Annotated in this window: 18 protein-coding genes and 1 tRNA gene; 9 read left to right on the forward strand and 10 right to left on the reverse strand. The window is 69.2% G+C overall.

All coding sequences use genetic code 11. The features are described from left to right. Positions 1–2: 2 nt before the first annotated feature. Together RR1_RS05255 and RR1_RS05260 are read right to left on the reverse strand one after the other, a co-directional pair. A complete protein-coding gene (locus RR1_RS05255; RefSeq protein ID WP_010837300.1) occupies positions 3–926 on the reverse strand; it encodes a hypothetical protein in 924 nt (307 codons plus the stop codon). Positions 927–1,020: 94 nt separating this feature from the next. Then, a complete protein-coding gene (locus RR1_RS05260) occupies positions 1,021–2,445 on the reverse strand; it encodes a zinc-dependent metalloprotease (protein ID WP_010837299.1) in 1,425 nt (474 codons plus the stop codon). 125 nt (positions 2,446–2,570) lie between these two features. On the opposite strand from RR1_RS05260, the gene RR1_RS05265 reads away from it, so the two are divergent. Then, entirely contained in the window at positions 2,571–3,611 is a 1,041-nt protein-coding gene (locus tag RR1_RS05265) for a YlbL family protein (protein ID WP_010837298.1), read from the forward strand. A gap of 53 nt (positions 3,612–3,664) precedes the next feature. Here the strand turns inward: RR1_RS05265 and RR1_RS05270 are convergent, their stop codons facing one another. Further along, complete coding sequence (locus RR1_RS05270; RefSeq protein ID WP_010837297.1) at positions 3,665–4,258, reverse strand: PPA1309 family protein; 594 nt, start codon at positions 4,256–4,258, stop codon at positions 3,665–3,667. 215 nt (positions 4,259–4,473) lie between these two features. On the opposite strand from RR1_RS05270, the gene RR1_RS05275 reads away from it, so the two are divergent. Beyond that, positions 4,474–7,464 carry a UPF0182 family protein gene (locus tag RR1_RS05275; RefSeq protein WP_174555400.1) on the forward strand — a complete coding sequence of 997 codons (2,991 nt, stop codon included), beginning with the start codon at positions 4,474–4,476 and terminating at the stop codon, positions 7,462–7,464. A gap of 80 nt (positions 7,465–7,544) precedes the next feature. Here RR1_RS05275 and RR1_RS23015 read toward each other — a convergent pair whose 3' ends face one another. Together RR1_RS23015 and RR1_RS05285 are read right to left on the reverse strand one after the other, a co-directional pair. Continuing rightward, positions 7,545–8,240 (reverse strand): transglycosylase family protein, encoded by a 696-nt coding sequence (locus RR1_RS23015; protein WP_010837295.1) that lies wholly within the window; start codon positions 8,238–8,240, stop codon positions 7,545–7,547. Between the two features lie 240 nt (positions 8,241–8,480). Beyond that, positions 8,481–8,813 carry a transglycosylase family protein gene (locus RR1_RS05285; protein ID WP_040772438.1) on the reverse strand — a complete coding sequence of 111 codons (333 nt, stop codon included), beginning with the start codon at positions 8,811–8,813 and terminating at the stop codon, positions 8,481–8,483. 518 nt (positions 8,814–9,331) lie between these two features. Between RR1_RS05285 and RR1_RS05290 the strand changes: the two genes are divergently transcribed. Beyond that, positions 9,332–9,408: transfer RNA gene (locus RR1_RS05290), tRNA-Met, on the forward strand. Positions 9,409–9,480: 72 nt separating this feature from the next. On the opposite strand, the gene RR1_RS05295 is transcribed toward RR1_RS05290, so the two are convergent. Further along, positions 9,481–9,753, reverse strand: a complete 273-nt coding sequence (locus RR1_RS05295) for a hypothetical protein (protein WP_010837293.1) — start codon at positions 9,751–9,753, stop codon at positions 9,481–9,483. A 176-nt stretch (positions 9,754–9,929) separates the two neighbouring features. Between RR1_RS05295 and lpqV the strand changes: the two genes are divergently transcribed. After that, positions 9,930–10,334, forward strand: coding sequence for a lipoprotein LpqV (gene lpqV / locus RR1_RS05300; protein ID WP_010837292.1), 405 nt, complete (start codon positions 9,930–9,932; stop codon positions 10,332–10,334). Between the two features lie 304 nt (positions 10,335–10,638). Here the strand turns inward: lpqV and RR1_RS05305 are convergent, their stop codons facing one another. The 3 genes from RR1_RS05305 to RR1_RS05315 all read right to left on the reverse strand — a co-directional run bounded on the left by RR1_RS05305 (position 10,639) and on the right by RR1_RS05315 (position 13,701). Beyond that, entirely contained in the window at positions 10,639–11,856 is a 1,218-nt protein-coding gene (locus RR1_RS05305; RefSeq protein WP_010837291.1) for an acyl-CoA dehydrogenase family protein, read from the reverse strand. A 63-nt stretch (positions 11,857–11,919) separates the two neighbouring features. After that, positions 11,920–13,320 carry an acyl-CoA dehydrogenase family protein gene (locus RR1_RS05310; RefSeq protein WP_010837290.1) on the reverse strand — a complete coding sequence of 467 codons (1,401 nt, stop codon included), beginning with the start codon at positions 13,318–13,320 and terminating at the stop codon, positions 11,920–11,922. 96 nt (positions 13,321–13,416) lie between these two features. Then, positions 13,417–13,701 carry a hypothetical protein gene (locus RR1_RS05315; RefSeq protein WP_143153710.1) on the reverse strand — a complete coding sequence of 95 codons (285 nt, stop codon included), beginning with the start codon at positions 13,699–13,701 and terminating at the stop codon, positions 13,417–13,419. A 140-nt stretch (positions 13,702–13,841) separates the two neighbouring features. Between RR1_RS05315 and RR1_RS05320 the strand changes: the two genes are divergently transcribed. Continuing rightward, positions 13,842–14,126 (forward strand): hypothetical protein, encoded by a 285-nt coding sequence (locus tag RR1_RS05320; protein ID WP_040772436.1) that lies wholly within the window; start codon positions 13,842–13,844, stop codon positions 14,124–14,126. Between the two features lie 4 nt (positions 14,127–14,130). Here RR1_RS05320 and hisN read toward each other — a convergent pair whose 3' ends face one another. Beyond that, on the reverse strand, positions 14,131–14,922 hold the full coding sequence (gene hisN, locus RR1_RS05325; RefSeq protein WP_010837288.1) for a histidinol-phosphatase: 792 nt from the start codon (positions 14,920–14,922) through the stop codon (positions 14,131–14,133). Positions 14,923–14,995: 73 nt separating this feature from the next. Between hisN and prfB the strand changes: the two genes are divergently transcribed. From prfB to ftsE, 4 genes are all read left to right on the forward strand, one after another. Then, the gene (gene prfB / locus RR1_RS05330) at positions 14,996–16,111 is read left to right on the forward strand and encodes a peptide chain release factor 2 (RefSeq protein WP_040772446.1); all 1,116 of its coding nucleotides are present in this window, start codon (positions 14,996–14,998) and stop codon (positions 16,109–16,111) included. A 72-nt stretch (positions 16,112–16,183) separates the two neighbouring features. After that, positions 16,184–17,071, forward strand: a complete 888-nt coding sequence (locus RR1_RS05335; RefSeq protein WP_010837286.1) for a mechanosensitive ion channel family protein — start codon at positions 16,184–16,186, stop codon at positions 17,069–17,071. Next, the gene (locus tag RR1_RS22250) at positions 17,068–17,856 is read left to right on the forward strand and encodes a hypothetical protein (RefSeq protein WP_010837285.1); all 789 of its coding nucleotides are present in this window, start codon (positions 17,068–17,070) and stop codon (positions 17,854–17,856) included. The genes RR1_RS05335 and RR1_RS22250 overlap by 4 nt, the downstream gene beginning before the upstream one ends. Positions 17,857–17,963: 107 nt before the next feature. Next, entirely contained in the window at positions 17,964–18,653 is a 690-nt protein-coding gene (ftsE, locus tag RR1_RS05345; protein ID WP_040772444.1) for a cell division ATP-binding protein FtsE, read from the forward strand. Positions 18,654–18,714: the final 61 nt, after the last annotated feature.

Consider the following 18,714-nt stretch of genomic DNA (forward strand, 5'->3'; position numbering starts at 1 on the left):
CATCATGGCGGAGAAAACGTCCCGATGCTCTGATCGGACAGGGCGTGGCTCCGACCGGGCAGCGCGCGCGCCCATGCGCAGGAACAGTCGTCGCGACGGGCCCAGTGGCGCGTGTCGATCCGCTGTCCGCCGTCGTCGATCTCGAGGGTCGCGTCGAAGGATGCGGGCGGGCGATCCGCGGCGCCGCGGAATGCGAGATCGAGTTGCGCGAGTGCGACGGCGACCGTGGTCGTGACCACCGGTGGAGTCGCGCGTCCGGATCGGTCGACCAGCTGTGCGGCGAGGTGTGGCCAGCCGGTGTCGAGTTCCGCGCGGACGAGTTCGACGCAGCGCAGGCACGCCGTGCGTCCCGGCAGTACGAACGGCCCGACGAGGCCGCCGCCGTCGCGTAGCCGCACGTGCAGGTGCGGAATGCCGGCGGCGACGAGATCGTGGACGAGCCGGGGATCGACGACGGACGCGTCGGTGAGCACGACGCACCGCTCCCGCCACCGGCGTGCGTCACGGTCGATCGGATAGCGCGTCGAACGGCTGACGATCGTCCCCGTGGCGGTGAGTGCCGCGGCGATCGCGTCCGACAGCGGACCACGACCGTGGACGCGGACGGTGGGGCACTCGCGCGGCGGGGCGGGAGCGAGAAGTGCGCCGGCGCGGGTGAGGACGTCGAGCAGTCGCGCGGTGGCGCGCGGATCGAAGCCGAGTCGTGCGGCGTCCCACACCAGTTGCGGCCTGGTGCGCGCGCCGTCGATCGTGCGCAAGAAGTCCGCGAAGCCTGTCGGTGTGGCGCCGTGTGGCGGCGCGACGAGGATCGCGCGCTCGGGACTCCAGCCGAGCTGGATCCGGCCGTCGGGCCGGACGAGGACGTCGAGACGGGGGTCGAGCGACGGCGCGCCGACGCGGCGCCGAGCGGGTGCGACGATCTCCATCGCCGCAGTGTGCCGGAGACGTCGGGCCCGACACTCCGGTCACGCCGGGTTGTCCACAGCCCGCCGTGCCTGTGGACAACCAGGAGAGTGCAGGTCAGGCCTTCGGATCCGGCCCGTCGTCGTCCGAATCGGAATCGCTGCCGGGTTCGGTGTCGTCGGCGGAACCGGCGTCGCCACCGCGGGCTTCCCGTTCCGCCCGCTCCCGCGCCTCGGTCTGCTCGAGCTGCGCGATCGGGTCGTCGAAGTCGCTCACCGTGCCACCGCCGACGACACGATCGATGAACGACGCGGGGGAGTCGAGGTCCGACGTGTCGGGAAGCAGGTCCGGGTGTGCCCAGACGCCGTCGCGCGCATCGGTGCCCGCGCCCTCCGTGAGCCGGCGCCACAGCGTCGCCGCCTCGCGCAGCTTGCGCGGCCGGAGCTCGAGGCCGACGAGCGTCGCGAACGTCTGCTCGGCGGGACCGCCGCTCGCGCGGCGGCGGCGCATCGTCTCGGTGAGTGCCGCGACGCCGGGAAGCCGCTCGGACAGCGCGTCCGTGACGACGACCTCGACCCAGCCCTCGACCAGCGCGAGCAACGTCTCGAGACGTTCGAGCGCCTGCTTCTGCTCGGGCGTCGTCTGCGGCTCGAACGCGCCCTGCTGCATGAGTCCCTCGAGCTGCGAGGGATCGGTCAGTGCGCTCGGGTCGAGATTCTTGGCGAGGTCCTCGATGGCAGAGAAGTCGATCGTGATGCCGCGGGCGTACTGCTCGACGCTCGCGAGCACCCGCTGCCGCAGCCAGGGGACGTGGGAGAAGAGCCGCTGGTGGGCGGCCTCGCGCGCCGCGAGGAACACGAGCACTTCGCGTTCGGGCTGCTCGAGGCCCTCGGAGAACGACGAGATCGCTGCGGGCAGCAGCGCCGCCGTGCCCTCGGGTCCGAGCGGAACGCCGATGTCGGTGGAGGTCAGGACCTCCTTGGCGAGCTGGCCGAGGGCCTGACCGAGCTGCGAGCCGAACGCGAGCCCGCCCATCTGGGTCATCATTCCCATCATCGGGCCCATCATCTGCTGGGCTTCCTCGGGCAGACCTTGCACCCACATGCCGGCCATCTTCTCGGCCACGGGATCGCACAGCCGCTTCCACGTGTCGAGCGTGCCGTCGAGCCAATCGTTCGGCGACCACGCGACCGTGCGCGTCGCACCGGCAGGGAGCGTCGTGACGGGGTCGAGCCACAGTTCGGCGAGCCGTGTCGCGTCCGCGGCGGCCTCCGCCGACCCGCGCGTGACGGGCGAGGAGTTTCCGATCGCCTGGCGGGCGAGCTTCTTGGCGACGTCGTAGTTGACGGGGCCGCCCGAGGCGTCGCCCGACGCCATCGCTCCGCCCATGCCGCTGAGCATCTGCCCGAACTGGCTGAGCATCTGACCGAGCGCCGACGGGTCGAACGCGCCGCCGAACGGATCACCCTGACCGGAGTTCTTGTTCTTGTCCCGGTCGGGGTCGTCGTCGGAATTCGAGAAGCCGAACGGCATGTTGCTCATGTCTCGAGCGTACAAGCAAGTGCTGTCCGGTTCAGTCTCCCGATCACGCCGTCCGCGAACACGGACGGGGCGGCGGCCGGACGCGCCTGTCCGGGGCGATCCGTGGTGCGCTCTACGCTGGGCACGTGACTCGACGGATCGTGACGCTGGTGGCCGCCCTTCTGCCGATCGTGCTGATCGGGATCGTCGGCAGTTCCGTGACCGTCCCGTTCGTGGCGATGGGACCGGGGCCGACCTTCGACACACTCGGCGAGGTGGAAGCCGGCGACGGCGAGGTCGTCGACGTCGTCGACATCGAAGGTGTCGACACCGATCCCACGACCGGCAACCTCAACATGACGACGGTCGCGGTACGCGATCAGCTCAACGTGTTCGAGGCCGTCGGGCTGTGGCTGAGCGGCAGGCAGGGCCTCGTTCCCCGTTCGGAGGTGTACCCGCCGGGACGCACGCGTGAGGAGATCACCCAGCGCAACACCGCGGAGTTCACACAGTCCGAGGTCGATGCGGAGGTCGCCGCGCTGCGCCAGCTCGGCGAGCCGACCGCCGTCGAGGTGGCGGCCGTCGCGGAGGACGGCCCGGCAGGGGACGCGCTGCGCGAGGGCGACCGCATCGTCGCGGTGGCGGGGACCCCTGTCGGCACCGCCGCCCAGGTGCAGGAGGCCGTAGCCGCACGCGCACCCGGCCAGTCGCTCACCGTCGACGTCGTCCGGGGCGACGAACCGGTCGCGGTCGACATCGAGCTGGGAGCACGGCCGGACGATCCGGAGAGCGGCTTCCTGGGTGTCACGCCGCGGGAGGTGTCCGACGCGCCGTTCGACATCGAGTTCAACCTCGCCGACATCGGTGGTCCGTCCGCAGGGCTGATCTTCGCTCTCGCCGTGGTCGAGAAGCTGACGCCCGGCGATCTGAACAACGGTGACTTCGTCGCGGGGACGGGAACGATCAGGCCGGACGGCACGGTCGGTCCGATCGGCGGCATCCGTTACAAGCTCGTCGCGGCGAACGAGGCGGGCGCGACGAGCTTCCTCGTACCGTCCGCGAACTGCGACGAGGCTCGGCTCGACGCCCCCGACGGGCTCGAGCTGGTCCGCGTCGAGACCCTGCAGGGTGCGGTCGACGCGCTCGAGGCGCAGGGGCGCGGCGAGCCGGTGCCGACCTGCGGCTGACCGCGGGGAGCGCCGGTCGCCGGAGATGGCCGGCCGTCAGTAGCGGCCGGCTGTCAGTAATCGTCGGGATCGGCGTCGAGCGTCGCGTACAGCGCATCGACGAGATCGGCACCCAGGCCCTCGTAGGTCACGAGTTCGCCCTCGCCGTACGGATCGTCGTCCTCGGGCTCGAGGTGCAGGAGCACGAGCGACGGACCGTTCCGCACCACGCCCACGGCCAGCCGCGCGCGGCGACCGTCGGGGTGGCTGTGGGCGGCGGCGCGTGCCTGCTGGTCGGTGGGCTCGGCGTCGACCGTCTCCGACGCCTCGGGGGGAAGGACGAGGATCTCCTCGACGAGCGCGCACCCCGCGACGGAGGCGGGCCAGCGCAACGTTCCCAGGTACTCGTCGAGCGCGGGAGAGCCGCCCTCGACGTCGTCCGGAACCGGCTGCTGCTCGATCGCCGTCAGCTCGACGCCGTCGTCGAGGCGGTCGGCCAGGTGAGGTTCGGCGACGGCGAGGGCTTCGGTGGGCACGAGTGCGAACAGCGCCGGCGGCTGGTCCCACCCGGATCCTTCGACATGGGTGAGGGCGTCCTGCAGGCTGTGCGACAGCGCACGCTCGGGATGCCGGACGGAGTAACCACCGAATTCGCTCACGCCGGACATTCTCTCATCCATTTCGGCGCCGACTCGCCGTGTGCGGTCGTCTCGCGTGGGACGGGGCCGTAGGGTGAGAGCGCGGTCCAGCCCGCTCCCGGTCGTGTTCGCCGAAGTCGCGACCCGTACAGTGGGCGAAACGGACACGTCGGACAGCGGTCGGGTCCGAGCGAGAAGAGCCAGCCGCGGCGCCTGACGCCGCCGAACGTGATGGAGCGTGGCACGTGGGCATGCGGCCCCCCGCAAGTATCCCGTCCCTGTCGAGGCGGAATCGGGTGTTCGCCGGGATCGGCGCAGTGCTGCTGGTACTGCTGCTGCTCGGCCCGAGACTGATCACGACGTACACCGACTGGCTGTGGTTCGGCGAGACCGGTTTCCGCGGTGTGTTCACCACGGTCCTGCTCAGCCGGGTCGTGCTGTTCCTCGTCGTCGGCGTCGTCGTCGGCCTGATCGTGTGGGTGGGGCTCCTGCTCGCGTACCGGTCGCGGCCCGTCTTCGTGCCGACGGTGGGCCCGAACGATCCGGTCGCGCGGTACCGCACGACGGTGACCGGCCGACTGCGGCTGTTCGGCATCGGCATCCCTGCCGTGGTGGGTGTTCTCTCGGGTCTCGTCGCCCAGTCCAACTGGGTCACGGTCCAGATGTTCCTCAACGGCGGCGAGTTCGGGACCACCGACCCGCAGTTCGGCCTCGACGTCGGCTTCTACGCCTTCGACCTGCCGTTCTACCGCTTCGTGCTCAACTGGCTCTTCGTCGCGGTCGTCCTCGCGTTCATCGGAAACCTGATCACGCAGTACATCTTCGGCGGCATCCGCTTCGGTGGCGGCGCGTCGGGCAGCTCGATCAGCAACGCGGCCCGCATCCAGCTCGCGATCCTCGCCGGCGTCTTCGTCCTGCTCAAGGCCGTCGCGTACTGGCTCGACCGGTACGAGCTGCTGTCGAGCAGCCGTAAGGAACCCACGTTCACCGGTCTGTCCTACACCGACGCGAACGCCGTGCTCCCCGCCAAGCTCATCCTGCTCGCGATCGCCGTGGTCTGCGCGATCGCGTTCTTCGCCGCGATCTTCCTGCGCGACCTGCGGATCCCCGCGATGGCGACGGCGCTGCTCGTCCTGTCCTCCGTGCTCGTGGGTGCGGCGTGGCCGCTCGTCGTCGAGCAGTTCTCGGTGCGCCCGAACGCCGCCGACAAGGAGAGTCCGTACATCCAGCGCAACATCGAGGCGACGCGCGCGGCGTACGGGATCACCGACGACGACGTGACGTACGAGGACTATCCCGGTTTCAGCACGCAGGCCCCTCGCGACATCCCGGCGGACCAGACCACCATCGAGAACGCCCGACTGCTCGATCCCAACCTGCTGTCACCGACCTTCACGCAGCAGCAGCAGCTCAAGAACTTCTACGGCTTCCCGCAGTCGCTCGACATCGATCGCTACGAGATCGACGGCGAGACGCGCGACTACGTCGTCGCCGCTCGTGAGCTCTCGCCGCGCAGCCTCACCGGCAACCAGACCGACTGGATCAACCGCCACACCGTCTACACGCACGGCAACGGCTTCATCTCGGCGCAGGCCAACCAGGTCAATGCCGCAGCGTCGGACTCCGCCGAGGAAGCCGCGAACAGCAACAGCGGTTACCCCGTCTACAACGTCTCCGACATCGCCTCGCAGCAGAGCGACCAGGATCAGCTGATCGAGGTCGACCAGCCCCGCATCTACTACGGCGAGGTCATCGCGGACACCGACGCGGACTACGCGATCGTCGGTTCGGCCGAGGGCGAAGGCCCGCGCGAGTACGAGACCGACACGTCGCAGTACACGTACACCGGTGAGGGCGGCGTCCCGATCGGCAACTGGTTCAACCGGCTCGCTTTCGCGGCGAAGTACACCGAGCGCAACATCCTGTTCTCGAGCGCGATCGGCGAGAACTCGAAGCTGATCTTCGACCGCGATCCTCGCGACCGCGTCACGAAGGTCGCGCCGTGGCTGACCGCGGACGGCAACACCTACCCGGCGGTGATCGACGGCCGGATCCAGTGGATCGTCGACGCCTACACGACGCTCGACAACTACCCCTACGCGCAGCGCAGCTCGCTCGACGGGCTGCTCGAGGACAGCATCGACCAGACGACCGGTCGTCCGCTGCCCCGCAAGGAGGTCAGCTACATCCGCAACTCGGTCAAGGCGACCGTCGACGCGTACGACGGCTCCGTGACGCTGTACCAGGTCGACCAGAACGACCCGGTGCTCGACGCCTGGATGAGCGTCTTCCCCGGCACCGTCCAGCCGGAGGAAGAGGTCTCCGACGAGCTCCGCTCGCACTTCCGTTACCCGGAGGACCTGTTCAAGGTCCAGCGCGAGATGCTCGCGAAGTACCACGTCGACGATCCGCGTGAGTTCTTCACGAACAACGCCTTCTGGTCGGTGCCCAGCGACCCGACGATCGACACGCAGGCGAACCAGCCGCCGTACTACGTCACGGTCGGTGAGCCGGAGACCGGGGAGCCGTCGTTCAACCTGACGAGCGCGATGGTGGGCTTCAACCGGCAGTTCCTGTCGGCGTACATCTCGGCGAAGTCCGACCCCGAGAACTACGGCGAGATCACGGTGTTCCAGCTGCCGACGGATTCGCAGACGCAGGGTCCGCAGCAGACGCAGAACTCGATGATCTCGGATCCGCGCGTGGCCTCGGAGCGGACACTGCTCGAACGCTCGAACCGGATCCAGTACGGCAACCTGCTGACGTTGCCGATCGGTGACGGCGGCATCCTGTACGTCGAGCCGATGTACACCGAGCGCAACTCGCAGAACCAGGACAGCTCGACGTTCCCGCAGCTCTCGCGCGTCCTCGTGAGCTACCGCGAGGGCCCGCCGAGCAACAGCATCCGCGTCGGGTACGCGCCGACGCTGTCCGAGGCGCTCGACCAGGTCTTCGGCGCCGGCACGGGTGCCGCGGCGACCGACCCGGTCACCGATGCTCCGGCCGAGGGAGGCACCCCGGCGGGCAGCGAGGGCGCTGCGCCGCAGCCGACCGAGCCCGCGGAGCCGGCCGCGCCGGCTGCGCCGTCGGGTGACCGCGACTCCGCCGTCGCCGAACTCGACTCCTCGCTCGCTGCCCTACGCCAGGCACAGCAGTCGGGTGACTTCGGTGCCTACGGTGCGGCACTCGATCGCGTCCAGCGCGCGGTTGCCGCGTACGAGGCGCTGCCGAGGTAGCGGACGCGCTCACGGCAACGGCCTCGGGCTCGTCACCATCCGGTGACGGGCCCGAGGCCGTTTCGCGTGAGAGAAGGCCGTCAGCGGACGGCGGCCTGCGCGATGTCGTAGATCTCGCCGTAACCCTGTTCGTAGGCGCCGGCGCGAACGCGATCGAGGACCTGCCTGCCCTCGGGGCTCGCGGCGAGTTGCCGGGCGCTGGCGATCACGGCCCGGACCTCGGGCGGAAGCTGGCTCTCCACCGTGATCGGCACGTCCGGAGCCGGTTCGGGTACGGGGAGTTCGGGGTTCGCCGGCCAGGGTGTCGTCGGGAGTTCGCCTTGCGGCTGGAAGTCCGTCGACGGTGGTATCTCGGCCGGATCGAGTGCGGGGGAGGGCGTACGTGCCGACTGGCCGGGGCTGGACGTTCCCGGGCTCGACGTTCCCGGGCTGGATGTTCCCGGAGTCAGATACTTGCCGCACACCGGCCATGCCCCGACGCCCTGCGTCTGGAGGACGCGTTCGGCGACGGCGATCTGCTCGGCCTTGCTGGCGTGATGGGCGTAGCCGCGCCCGCCGTGTTCCGTCCATGTGCTGTGAGAGAACTGGAGGCCGCCGTAGTAGCCGTTGCCGGTGGAGATGGACCAGTCGCCGCTGCTCTCGCACTCCGCGACGCCGTCCCAGTTGTGCGGTGCAGCGGTGGCCGTGCCGACGCCGAGGGTGAGGGGGAGAGCGACTGCGGCACCGCCGGCGGCGATGCTTCCGAGAACACGGATGAGGGATCTGTGTGTGGTCATGTCTGCTCGTGAGGCTCTTCGCACCCTGCGGTCGGCGGATCGCCGCTCACCCCGAAGGCTCGATGTCGAGGCTGGGGCATCGCGGTCACCGCGGGCGAGTGGAATCGCAGGGCGGCGATGACCACGTGGTCCGTACGGACCCGGTCGTTGTCGGGTGAGCGACGACCACGATCACGGCGTGCCAGGGGAGAGGTGTGGGAGGCACTCGTTCGAGTGCCTCCCACACCTTCTCTCACCCGGTCAGAGGTTCGCGCCGCACGTGGGCCACGCACCCGGGCCCTGTCCGGCGAGGACGTTCTCCGCGATCGAGATCTGGTGCTCACGCGACGCGTCCGACGGCAATCCGGTGCCGCCGTACGCCTGCCACGTGCTGAGGCTGAACTGAAGCCCACCGTAGTAGCCGTTGCCGGTGTTGGTGGCCCAATTGCCGCCACTTTCGCACTGGGCGACTGCGTCCCAGTTGCCGGACTGGGCCGAAGCCGTGCCGGTGCCGAACACGATGGGCATTGCGACTGCAGCACCCGCGACGGCGGTGGTTCCGAGGACGCGCTTGACGGTGTGAAGCTTGGTCATGCAGTTGATTCCTCTCGCGTAAGCAGACGATCCGCTGTCCATGCGCGGCACACACCGGTCGTGCTCGGGGAGTGTGTGCGAGGCGAATGGACGGGCCGCGCCGGCGTGATGCGGGCCGGTGCGCGGCGGACGGTGCGTCCCCTGCCCCTCGAGGTCGAATGGGTCCGGCTCGCGGGGGCAGGTGAGCTGCGACGAACCGGCGGCGCCCGAAGGTTCTCGGGCTGCAACCGAAGCTAGCAACCCCGTCACGGCGTGGTCACGGGTTTCGGTTCTGCGACATCCGTCCTACTTCCGTGTTGCGGGAATCGTGTCGGCGCAGGTCGATTCGCGGTTGTGGGGTGTCGATCACACGCGGTACGCCGGTACAGGATGTGTCGAGAGTCACCGGGAGAAAGGGACATTCGGGACGCGCTGTCGGCCGTTTCGGGGTCCGTCGACACCCGTTTCGCGACCGAGTCGGTTGCCGTGAAAGTCGATTTGCGATCTGCGACGGCGCATGTGTAGCGTTGCCGACGCAACGCGGGGTGGAGCAGCTCGGTAGCTCGCTGGGCTCATAACCCAGAGGTCGCAGGTTCGAATCCTGTCCCCGCTACCAAGTAACAGGCCCTGACCGGCAATCGCGCCGGTCAGGGCCTGTTTCGTTCGCGGAACCGGCTTCGCGTGGCTGTCAGGTCTCGTGAGAGGTGCCGGAGTCCCACAGCGGTGTGTGCGCCGACCAGGGGAATTCGTCCGGTGTGGTGGTCATCGGGGGCACCGTGGCGTCTTCGGTGCGGGCATGTGGGCAGATCACGTCGAGAACTCGTTCGGCGAGGCTCTGGGCACTGTGTCCCGTGGTGTCGACGAGCACCTCCCGGCAACGACGGTCGGCGAGTTCGCCTCCGGAGTGTTCTGCCGCCCACTGAGCAGTCAACGACGGATCGTCCTCGGCGTCGACGAACACGAGGTGAGGTGTGTCCGGAAAGCGCTGCGCCCACCATATCGGCGACGCGCTGCTCGCCGGGGGGGCCGAATGAGGACCGTCAGGATGACTTCGGGTTCGGGCACTGTGTGACAGTAGCGTTGGCGTGGTGGCGATCCCGTCGCGCGGCGATTCGGGCGTTCTGGTAAGAACAGCGCGTGAAGAAGACGCTCGCGGTCACCGCTGTCCTGTGCTCGTTCGCCCTCACCGCCTGCGGTGGTTCGGACTCGACGTCCGACGCCGAATCCGATGCGCCCGAGACCTCGTCGGCCGCAGAGCCCACCACGATGCCCGAACTCGGTTCGGACGCCGTCACGTTCGACACGTCCGCTGCGGGTGTGACGACCGCCGTCAACGGTGTCGAGGCGGACACCGCGTCGGCGAGCTACACCGAGGCGTGCGCCGACGCGACCGCGTGGCTCGGCTCGGCGGACGAGAAGTCGGCCGAGGCGTACCTCGCACAGCTGCAGCATGATCCGGAGTCGGCGTGGCACGACGCAACTCCCGAGAGCCAAGCAGCGACGATCGCCGCCGCAGAGGCCGCTGCAGCCGGAAGCTGCTGACCGCACCCACGCACGGCAGTCGTATGCACTCGTGTGGATGAACTCAGCGACCCCAGCCGCTCGAATTGAAATCGAAGATGGGGGTGCGGGTGCCGTCCGGTCGTCGCGGAGAGACGGAAGCGTAGCGGCTAGGTCGCCGGTCACCCATGAGCCCGAGAGCCCAGGAGTACAGCGCGCGAAGGCGCTCTCGAGCTGCACGGCGGCGAGATCGAGCTCCCTCGTCGCTCTGCTTTCTGCGTCGCGAGTCCGGCCAGCGAAGGCCCCGAACGGAATCCGTTCGGGGCCTTCGCTGTGGGTGTGGTGCTTATTTGAGTTCGGCGGAGGAGAGGCCGAGCAGTCGCCGGGCGACGATGAGCTGCTGGATCTGCTGCGTCCCCTCGAAGATGTCGAGGATCTTGCTGTCGCGGCCCCACTTCTCGAGCAGTGTGTGCTGCGAGTAGCCCAGCGTGCCGGCGAGTTCGACCGCCTTGAGCGTGACGTCCGTGCCCGTACGGCCGGCCTTGGCCTTGGACATCGACGCCTCGAGCGAGTTCGGCTTCTTGTTGTCCGCCATCCACGCCGCGCGCAGCGCGAGCAGGTAGGCGGCCTCCCAATCGGCCTCCATCCGGAGGAACTCGGCTGCGGCAGCGTGCTGGTTCATCGCCGGTGTGTCGTAGGAGATCTCGACGCCCGCCCCGGTGAGGATCGAGCGCAGTTCCTCGAGTGCCGCACGGCCGACGCCGATCGCCATCGCGGCGACCATCGGGCGCGTGTTGTCGAAGGTCTGCATGACCCCGCCGAAGCCCTTCTTGACGTCCACCTCGGGGCTGCCGAGGATGTTGTCCTTCGGGATCCGGCAGTCCTGCAGCAGCAGAACGGCGGTGTCGGACGCCTTGATACCGAGCTTGTGCTCGAGGCGTGCAACCGACAGGCCCGGTGCGTCACGCGGGACGACGAACGACTTGATCGCCGCGCGGCCCTTGCTCTTGTCGACGCTCGCCCACACGACGATGTGCGTCGACCGCTCACCCGCGGTGACGAAGATCTTCTCGCCGTTGAGGACCCACTCGTCGCCGTCGAGCGTCGCCGTCGTGCCCACGGCTGCGGAGTCGGAGCCGAACGACGGCTCGGTGATGGCCATCGAGGCCCACACCTTGCCGAAGCGCTCGAGTTGCTCATCGGTCGCGACGGCTGCGATCGCGGCGTTGCCGAGACCCTGGTAGGGGATCGACAGCATGAGACCGACGTCGCCCCAGGAGGTTTCGAGGGCGTTGAGGAGGGCGGACATGTTGCCGCCGTTGCTGTTGGCGATCTCGGTCGACGGCGTGCCGTCGCCCGACGCACGGCCACCCGCGGCGCCACCGATCTCGCCGCCGGAGTCCTTGAGTCCCTCGACCATGGCGGCCATGGTGTCGAGTTCGACGGGGTACTCGTGCTCGGCGAGGTCGTATTTGCGCGAGACGGGTCGGAAGATCTCGGCCGCGACCTGGTGCGCCTGGTTCGCGGATGCCTTCAGCTTCTTGGGAAGTTCGAGGTTGTACATGGGATTTCGTTCCTCGGTTCTGGGACGGAGGGCGGTGAGCGATCCACCGGGGATCGGGACGACTCAGATGAGGACGACGCCCTCGGCGACGCCGATCGCACGAAGGTCGCGGTACCACCGTTCGACGGGGTGCTCCTTCGTGTAGCCGTGGCCGCCGAGCAGCTGGACGCCGTCGAGGCCGATCTGCATGCCCTTGTCCGTGGCGAGCTTCTTGGCGAGAGCGGCTTCGCGAGCGAACGACTTGCCCTGCTCGGCGCGCGACGCGCCGCGGAGAGTGACGAGCCGCAGGCCGTCGAGTTCGATCCCGATGTTCGCGACCATGAACGCGACCGCCTGACGGTGGCTGATCGGCTCGCCGAAGGCGACACGCTCGTTGACGTAGGGGATCACGTAGTCGAGGACTGCCTGGCCGGTGCCCACGGCGAGCGAGGCCCAGCCGAGGCGGGCGAGGCGCACGGCGTCGGCGTAGTCCTCGGTGCGCTGATCGCCGTCGATCTCGCCGAGCAGCGCCGACGTGGGGACGGCGACGTCGGTGAGGACGATCCGGCCGAGGCCCGCTGCACGCAGACCCATGCTCGGGTCCGCCTCGACGACGAGTCCCTTGCTGTCGGACTCGACGATGAACAGCGACGGCCTGCCGTCGAGTTCGGCTGCGACGAGGAACAATTCGGCCGACGCCGCGGCGGGGACGAGGCTCTTGACGCCGTTGAGACGGTAGCCGCTCGGCGAGCGCGTCGCCTTCGTGTCGAGCGCGAACGGGTCGAACAGGGCCCGCGGCTCCGCGACGACGACGGCGGCACCGGGAACCTGCTCGCCCGTGAAAGCGGGGAGGTAGGTCTTCTGCTGGGCGTCGCTGCCCCACTGGGTGAGGGCGACCGCGACACCGCTGGGCGCGAGGATCGGCAACGCCAGTCCCATGTCGCCGTGGGCGAGTGCCTCGGCGACGAGCGAGTTGGTGACGGCGCCGCGTTCGGACGCCGCGCCCTCGAGCTCCTCGGGGACGTTGATGAGGGTGATGCCGAGTTCGGCGGCGCGCTTCGCGAGATCCTCGGGCGCACCGGCTGCTTCGTCGGCGTCGTGCGCGGCGGGACGCAGGATCTCCTCCGCGAACTCCTGCACCGTCTCGACGATCATCTTCTGGTCGTCGCTGGGGGTGATGTCGAAGTAGTCGGCGTTCTTCGCGGGGCTGTCGGGCAGCCGCGTGGGCTTGCTGCCGCCGGCGACCTTCGAGAACGCGCGCGTCGCGGCCCCGAGCGTCTTGAAGCCCGTCTTGGTGCCCTCGTAGGTCACGCGGTCGACGGTGTCTCGCAGGTTGTACTTCCCGGCGAGCTCCGACCCGGTGATCTTGGTCAGCACGCGCATCGCGGCGCCCATCGCGTCGCGTTTGACCAAATTCAGTCCGACGGCGGAGGTGTCGCGCGGGGGGCGCTCGTGGGGGGCTGTGTCGTGCTTGCTCATGATCACCAGCTGTTTCTCGAGGGACGGCCAGGAACTCCCGAGGACCTTACTCCTGAGTAAGGTTTGGTGTCTACTTCCGAGTAAGTTCCCTGGCCGCGCGAGTCACGAAGTCTGGGTGAGGATGTCGTCGAGCGTGCGGCGGACGTCGTCGGTGTCGTCGCCCGGCGACGTCGCGTAGATCCCGAGTTGCGTGTCCAGTGGTCCGCCGGGCTCCGACGCGATGAACCGCGTGAGCTCGACGACCCACTGCCCCTCGGCGTCGGTCGTCTCGGTGTACGCGGTGCGCTCGTCGGGGAAGACCGCGCCGGCGGGCTCGGTGAGCCACGGCGGCGCGAAGTCGGCCGGTTGCGGCGCCGAGCAATCCGACGGGCACGCGTGGACGATCACGTCGACACGGTGGACCACTCCGGGGTGAGCGGCAGGTCCAGCCGGAGGCATCCGGCAGCGCCTCGGGTGATCCCGCGAAGCAGTTCACGTCACCCTCCGTGCGAAAGGCGAAGGGCCAGTCGGCGAACGCCATCGTGTAGGTGTCGTCCGCATCGGTCCACGCGCCGCCGAAGAGCGTGCTCTCGGGCAGCTCCCGCAGGACCGGTTCGTTCGGTGCGGGGTCGTCGGTCGCGAACGGCTCGTCGTCCGGCAACGCGGGCGACTCGCTCTCCGCGGCCGTCGCCTCCCCGTCGATCCCGCCGAGCCGGAAGTCCGAGCGCGTCACGACGACGGCGGCGACCACGATCGCCGCGACGACGAGGACGACCGCGAGTCCGATGACGACGAACGCGCCGCGATCGTGCTTGCTCGCGACCTCGGTGTGATCGTTCACGACGCTGCGAGGGCGTCGAGCGTTGCCGCGTGGAGTGCGCCGTTCGTCGCGACGGCACTGCCGCCGTGCGGGCCGGGGGTGCCGTCGAGCGAGGTGAACGTGCCGCCGGCCTCGCGGACGAGGACGTCGAGAGCCGCGAGATCCCACAGCGAGACCTCGGGTTCGGCGGCGATGTCCACCGCTCCCTCGGCGACGAGGCAGTACGAGAAGAAGTCGCCGAGCCCGCGCACGCGCCACACGGTGTCGGTCAGGGCGAGGAAGCGGTCTCGGATGCCGAGTTCGGCCCAGCCGGTCAGGCTCGAGAACGACAGGCTCGCCGAGTCGAGGGCGTCGACACCCGAGACGGAGATCCGGCGGGGGGAGCGCTGCGCGAAGGTGGTCCATGCGCCCGCGCCACGCGCTGCCCACCAGCGGCGGCTCAGCGCGGGAGCGCTCACGACGCCGACGACGGGCTCGCCGTCGTCGAGCAGCGCGACGAGCGTCGCCCACACGGGGACGCCGCGGACGAAGTTCTTGGTCCCGTCGATCGGGTCGATCACCCACTGCCGCCCCTGCACGGCGGCGGCGCCACCGAACTCCTCGCCGAGGATCGCGTCGCCGGGACGCTCCGAACCCAGGATCTCGCGCAGCGTTCGCTCGGTGGCGAGGTCCGCGTCAGAGACGGGCGTCAGATCGGGTTTGGCGTTGACCTTCAGATCGAGAGCACCGAAGCGCTCGAGCGTGACGGCGTCGGCGAGATCGGCGAGCCGCAGTGCGAGAGCGAGGTCGGCGTCGGTGTCGGTACTCACGAACAGAACCTAGTCCATCGCGGGGACCCGGCTCACGGTGCGGCACTCACCGCACCCGGTAATCTTGATCATCATGCATCCCGATGTCTCCGCCGATCTCGCCGAACTCGACACGACCCTGCGCACCGTGGAGTCGGTGCTCGACATCGACGAGCTGCGACGCCGCATCGACGAGCTCGAGCATCAGGCCGCCGACCCGACCCTGTGGGACGACCAGGAGCACGCCCAGTCGGTGACGAGCGAGCTGTCGCACGCGCAGTCGGAGCTGCGCCGTGCCGAGGGGCTCCGCCAGCGGCTCGACGACCTGCCGACCCTCTACGAGCTCGCCGAGGAGGACGGTTCGAGCGACGCGCTCGCCGACGCCGACGCCGAACGTGCATCGCTGCGCACCGACATCGAGGCGATGGAAGTCAAGACGATGCTCTCGGGCGAGTACGACCAGCGCGACGCGCTCGTCAACATCCGCGCGGGCGCCGGTGGCGTCGACGCCGCGGACTGGGCCGAGATGCTCATGCGCATGTACATCCGGTGGGCGGAGAAGCACGGCTACGGCGTCGAGGTCTACGACACCTCCTACGCCGAGGAGGCCGGCATCAAGAGCGTCACGTTCGCCGTGAAGGCCCCCTACATGTACGGCACGCTGTCGATCGAGCAGGGCACGCACCGTCTCGTGCGCATCAGCCCGTTCGACAACCAGGGCCGGCGGCAGACGTCGTTCGCCGAGGTCGAGGTGCTCCCCGTCGTCGAGACGACCGACCACATCGACATCGACGAGAACGACGTCCGCGTCGACGTCTACCGTTCGTCGGGCCCCGGCGGGCAGTCCGTCAACACGACCGACTCCGCGGTGCGCCTGACACACGTCCCGACGGGCCTCGTCGTCACGTGTCAGAACGAGAAGTCGCAGCTGCAGAACAAGGTCGCCGCGATGCGCGTCCTGCAGGCCAAGCTGCTCGAACGCAAGCGGCTCGAGGAGCGTGCCGAGATGGACGCGCTCAAGGGCGACGGCGGCAGCTCGTGGGGCAATCAGATGCGCTCCTACGTGCTGCACCCGTACCAGATGGTCAAGGATCTGCGCACCGAGTTCGAGGTCAACAACCCCACCGCGGTGCTCGACGGCGACATCGACGGGTTCATCGAATCGGGCATCCGCTGGCGCATGCGGGAGAACCAGAAGACGCAGGCCTGACCGCCTCGCATCGCGGGCCGACCGGCCCGGGCAGGCGTGAGCGTACGACAGTGCAGGCGGTGAGGAGGGCCGATGGTCGTTTTTCAGCCGGTGTACCAGCTGATCAACTGGATCACCCACACGGGCGCCAATCTCGCGCTCATCGTCGTCGGCGGTGTGCTGGTGGCGCGATTCGTGCAGTGGGCCGGTGGGCGGATCACCGAGCGCATCGACGCCCAGTACCAGCACGGTGACGCACTCGTGCGGTCCGAGGCGGCGAAGCACCGTCATTCGGTCGCACAGGTCATCACGTGGGTCGTGATCACGCTGGTGTGGATCGTCGTGATCCTGCGCGTGCTCGACGTGCTGAATCTGCCGATCGGCAGTCTCGTAGCTCCCGCGACGGTGCTCGGCGCCGCACTGGGTTTCGGCGCGCAGCGAGTCGTCCAGGACATCCTTGCCGGGTTCTTCATCATCACCGAGCGGCAGTACGGCTTCGGTGACACCGTCCGGCTCGCGATCGTCGGTGCGAGCGAGGACGCCGAGGGCGTCATCGAGGACGTCACGCTGCGTGTCACGAGGATGCGCAACTCCGACGGCGAGGTCATCACGGTCCCCAACGGGCAGATCGTCAAGGCGACCAACCTCTCGAAGGACTGGGCGCGGGCCGTCGTCGACGTCCCGGTGCCGTCGACCGTCGACATCAACAAGGTCAACGAGGTCCTGCACCAGGTCTGCATCGACGCCTACACCGACCGCAGCCTCAAGCGGCTGCTGCTCGACGAGCCGACCGTGATGGGCATCGAGAAACTCGGTGTCGACGAGACGAGCGTGCGACTCGTCGCACGCACGCTGCCCGGAAAGCAGTTCCAGGTGGGCCGTGCGCTCCGCGTCCGGATCGCGACCGCGACCCGCCGGCAGGGCATCGTCGTCTCGCCCGACGTCCAGACCCAGAAGATCGACGAGGAGCACGAGACGTGACGTCGCCCGGTGACGGCAAGAACACTCCTCGCCGCGACGAGACGTCCGGCGAGGACGCCATGACGCGTCCTATCCGCGTCAGCGGCAGCGACGCCGGTTCGCGCGCGTCGTTCGAGCCGCAGCCCCCACCGCAGCCCAATCCGCCCCGTTCGGTCGGCGATGCCGAGCCCGAAGCGACGCGGCCGAGCACTCCACCGGATCCCGCGGCGGTCGACACCGGTCCACTGCGGACCGACACGGGCTCGCTCCGTAGGCCGGCGCGGGAGGACGACGGTCGGCTGATGCGCGCCTACCGTCGGGTGGCGGGGCTGATTCCGTCGAAGCTCTTCGGCAACCGGCTTCGGACGTCGACGGCCGCGCTGCTGGTGCTCTGGGTGATGCTCTACGTCGTCAACGGGATCTTCAATCCGCCCGAGGGCGACGGCCCCACCGGCATCCAGGGGCCGGGGCGGCCGATCACGACGCCGCCCGCAGCGACGAGCGAGGATCCGTCCTCCCCGACGGAGACGCCGACGACGACACCGGCCCCGCCCACGACGACGATCGCGCCGACATCGCCCACCGGGACCGACGAGCCGGGGCAGCAGGGCAATCAGCAGAGCCCGAGCATCACGATCCCGCCGCAGGTGACCACCACGACACCGCCCGGTAACGGAGGTTTCCGCATCCCCAATCCCTTCGCGCCGCAGAACGAGCAGGACACGCAGCAGAACACCACGGGTCAGGAAGGGACGAGCCAGGGACTGGGCGTCGACGGGCCGACGTCGACGACCGCCGGTCCGTGATGCCCGGTCCGTGATCTGTGGTTCACGATCGGCCGGTGTCGTGACGGTGGCGACGGCGGCGATGCGAAACCGAGATGTTCGCCCACGCGTGGCTACACTGGGGCACCGTGATCAGCGTCGAGCATGTCTCGAAGTCCTACAAGGCTTCCACCCGGCCAGCATTGGACGACGTCAGCGTCGAGGTCGACAAGGGCGAATTCGTCTTCCTCATCGGTCCCTCGGGGTCGGGGAAATCGACGTTCATGCGGCTGTTGCTCAAGGAGGAGACGCCGACCTCCGGTGACATCCACGTGTCGCAGTTCCACGTCAACAAGCTCTCCGCGCGGCGCGTCCCGCGGCTGCGGCAGACGATGGGCGTGGTGTTCCAGAACTTCCGGCTGCTCCCCAACAAGACCGTCGCGCAGAACGTCGCGTTCGCGCTCGAGGTCATCGGCAAGCCGCGCGCCACGATCGAGCGGACCGTGCCCGACACCCTCGATCTCGTCGGGCTCGCGGGCAAGGCCGACCGCCTCCCGCACGAACTCTCCGGTGGCGAGCAGCAGCGTGTCGCGATCGCGCGTGCCTTCGTCAACCGCCCGCTCGTGATGCTGTGCGACGAGCCGACCGGCAACCTCGATCCCGAGACGAGCCAGGACATCATGATGCTGCTCGAGCGGATCAACCGCACCGGCACCACCGTGGTGATGGCGACCCACGATCACCACATCGTCGACGCGATGCGCCGTCGCGTCGTCGAACTCGAACTCGGCCGCGTCGTGCGCGACGAATCCCGCGGCGTGTACGGCGTCGGTCGCTGACCGCAGCGACCACGAACCCCACGGGCGAACGCCGAGCCCGACCGACCGCCGAGAAGGACGA

It is taken from the genome of Rhodococcus rhodnii NBRC 100604 (genome assembly GCF_001894925.1).
In the GTDB taxonomy this organism is placed as follows: Bacteria; Actinomycetota; Actinomycetes; order Mycobacteriales; family Mycobacteriaceae; genus Rhodococcus_F; species Rhodococcus_F rhodnii.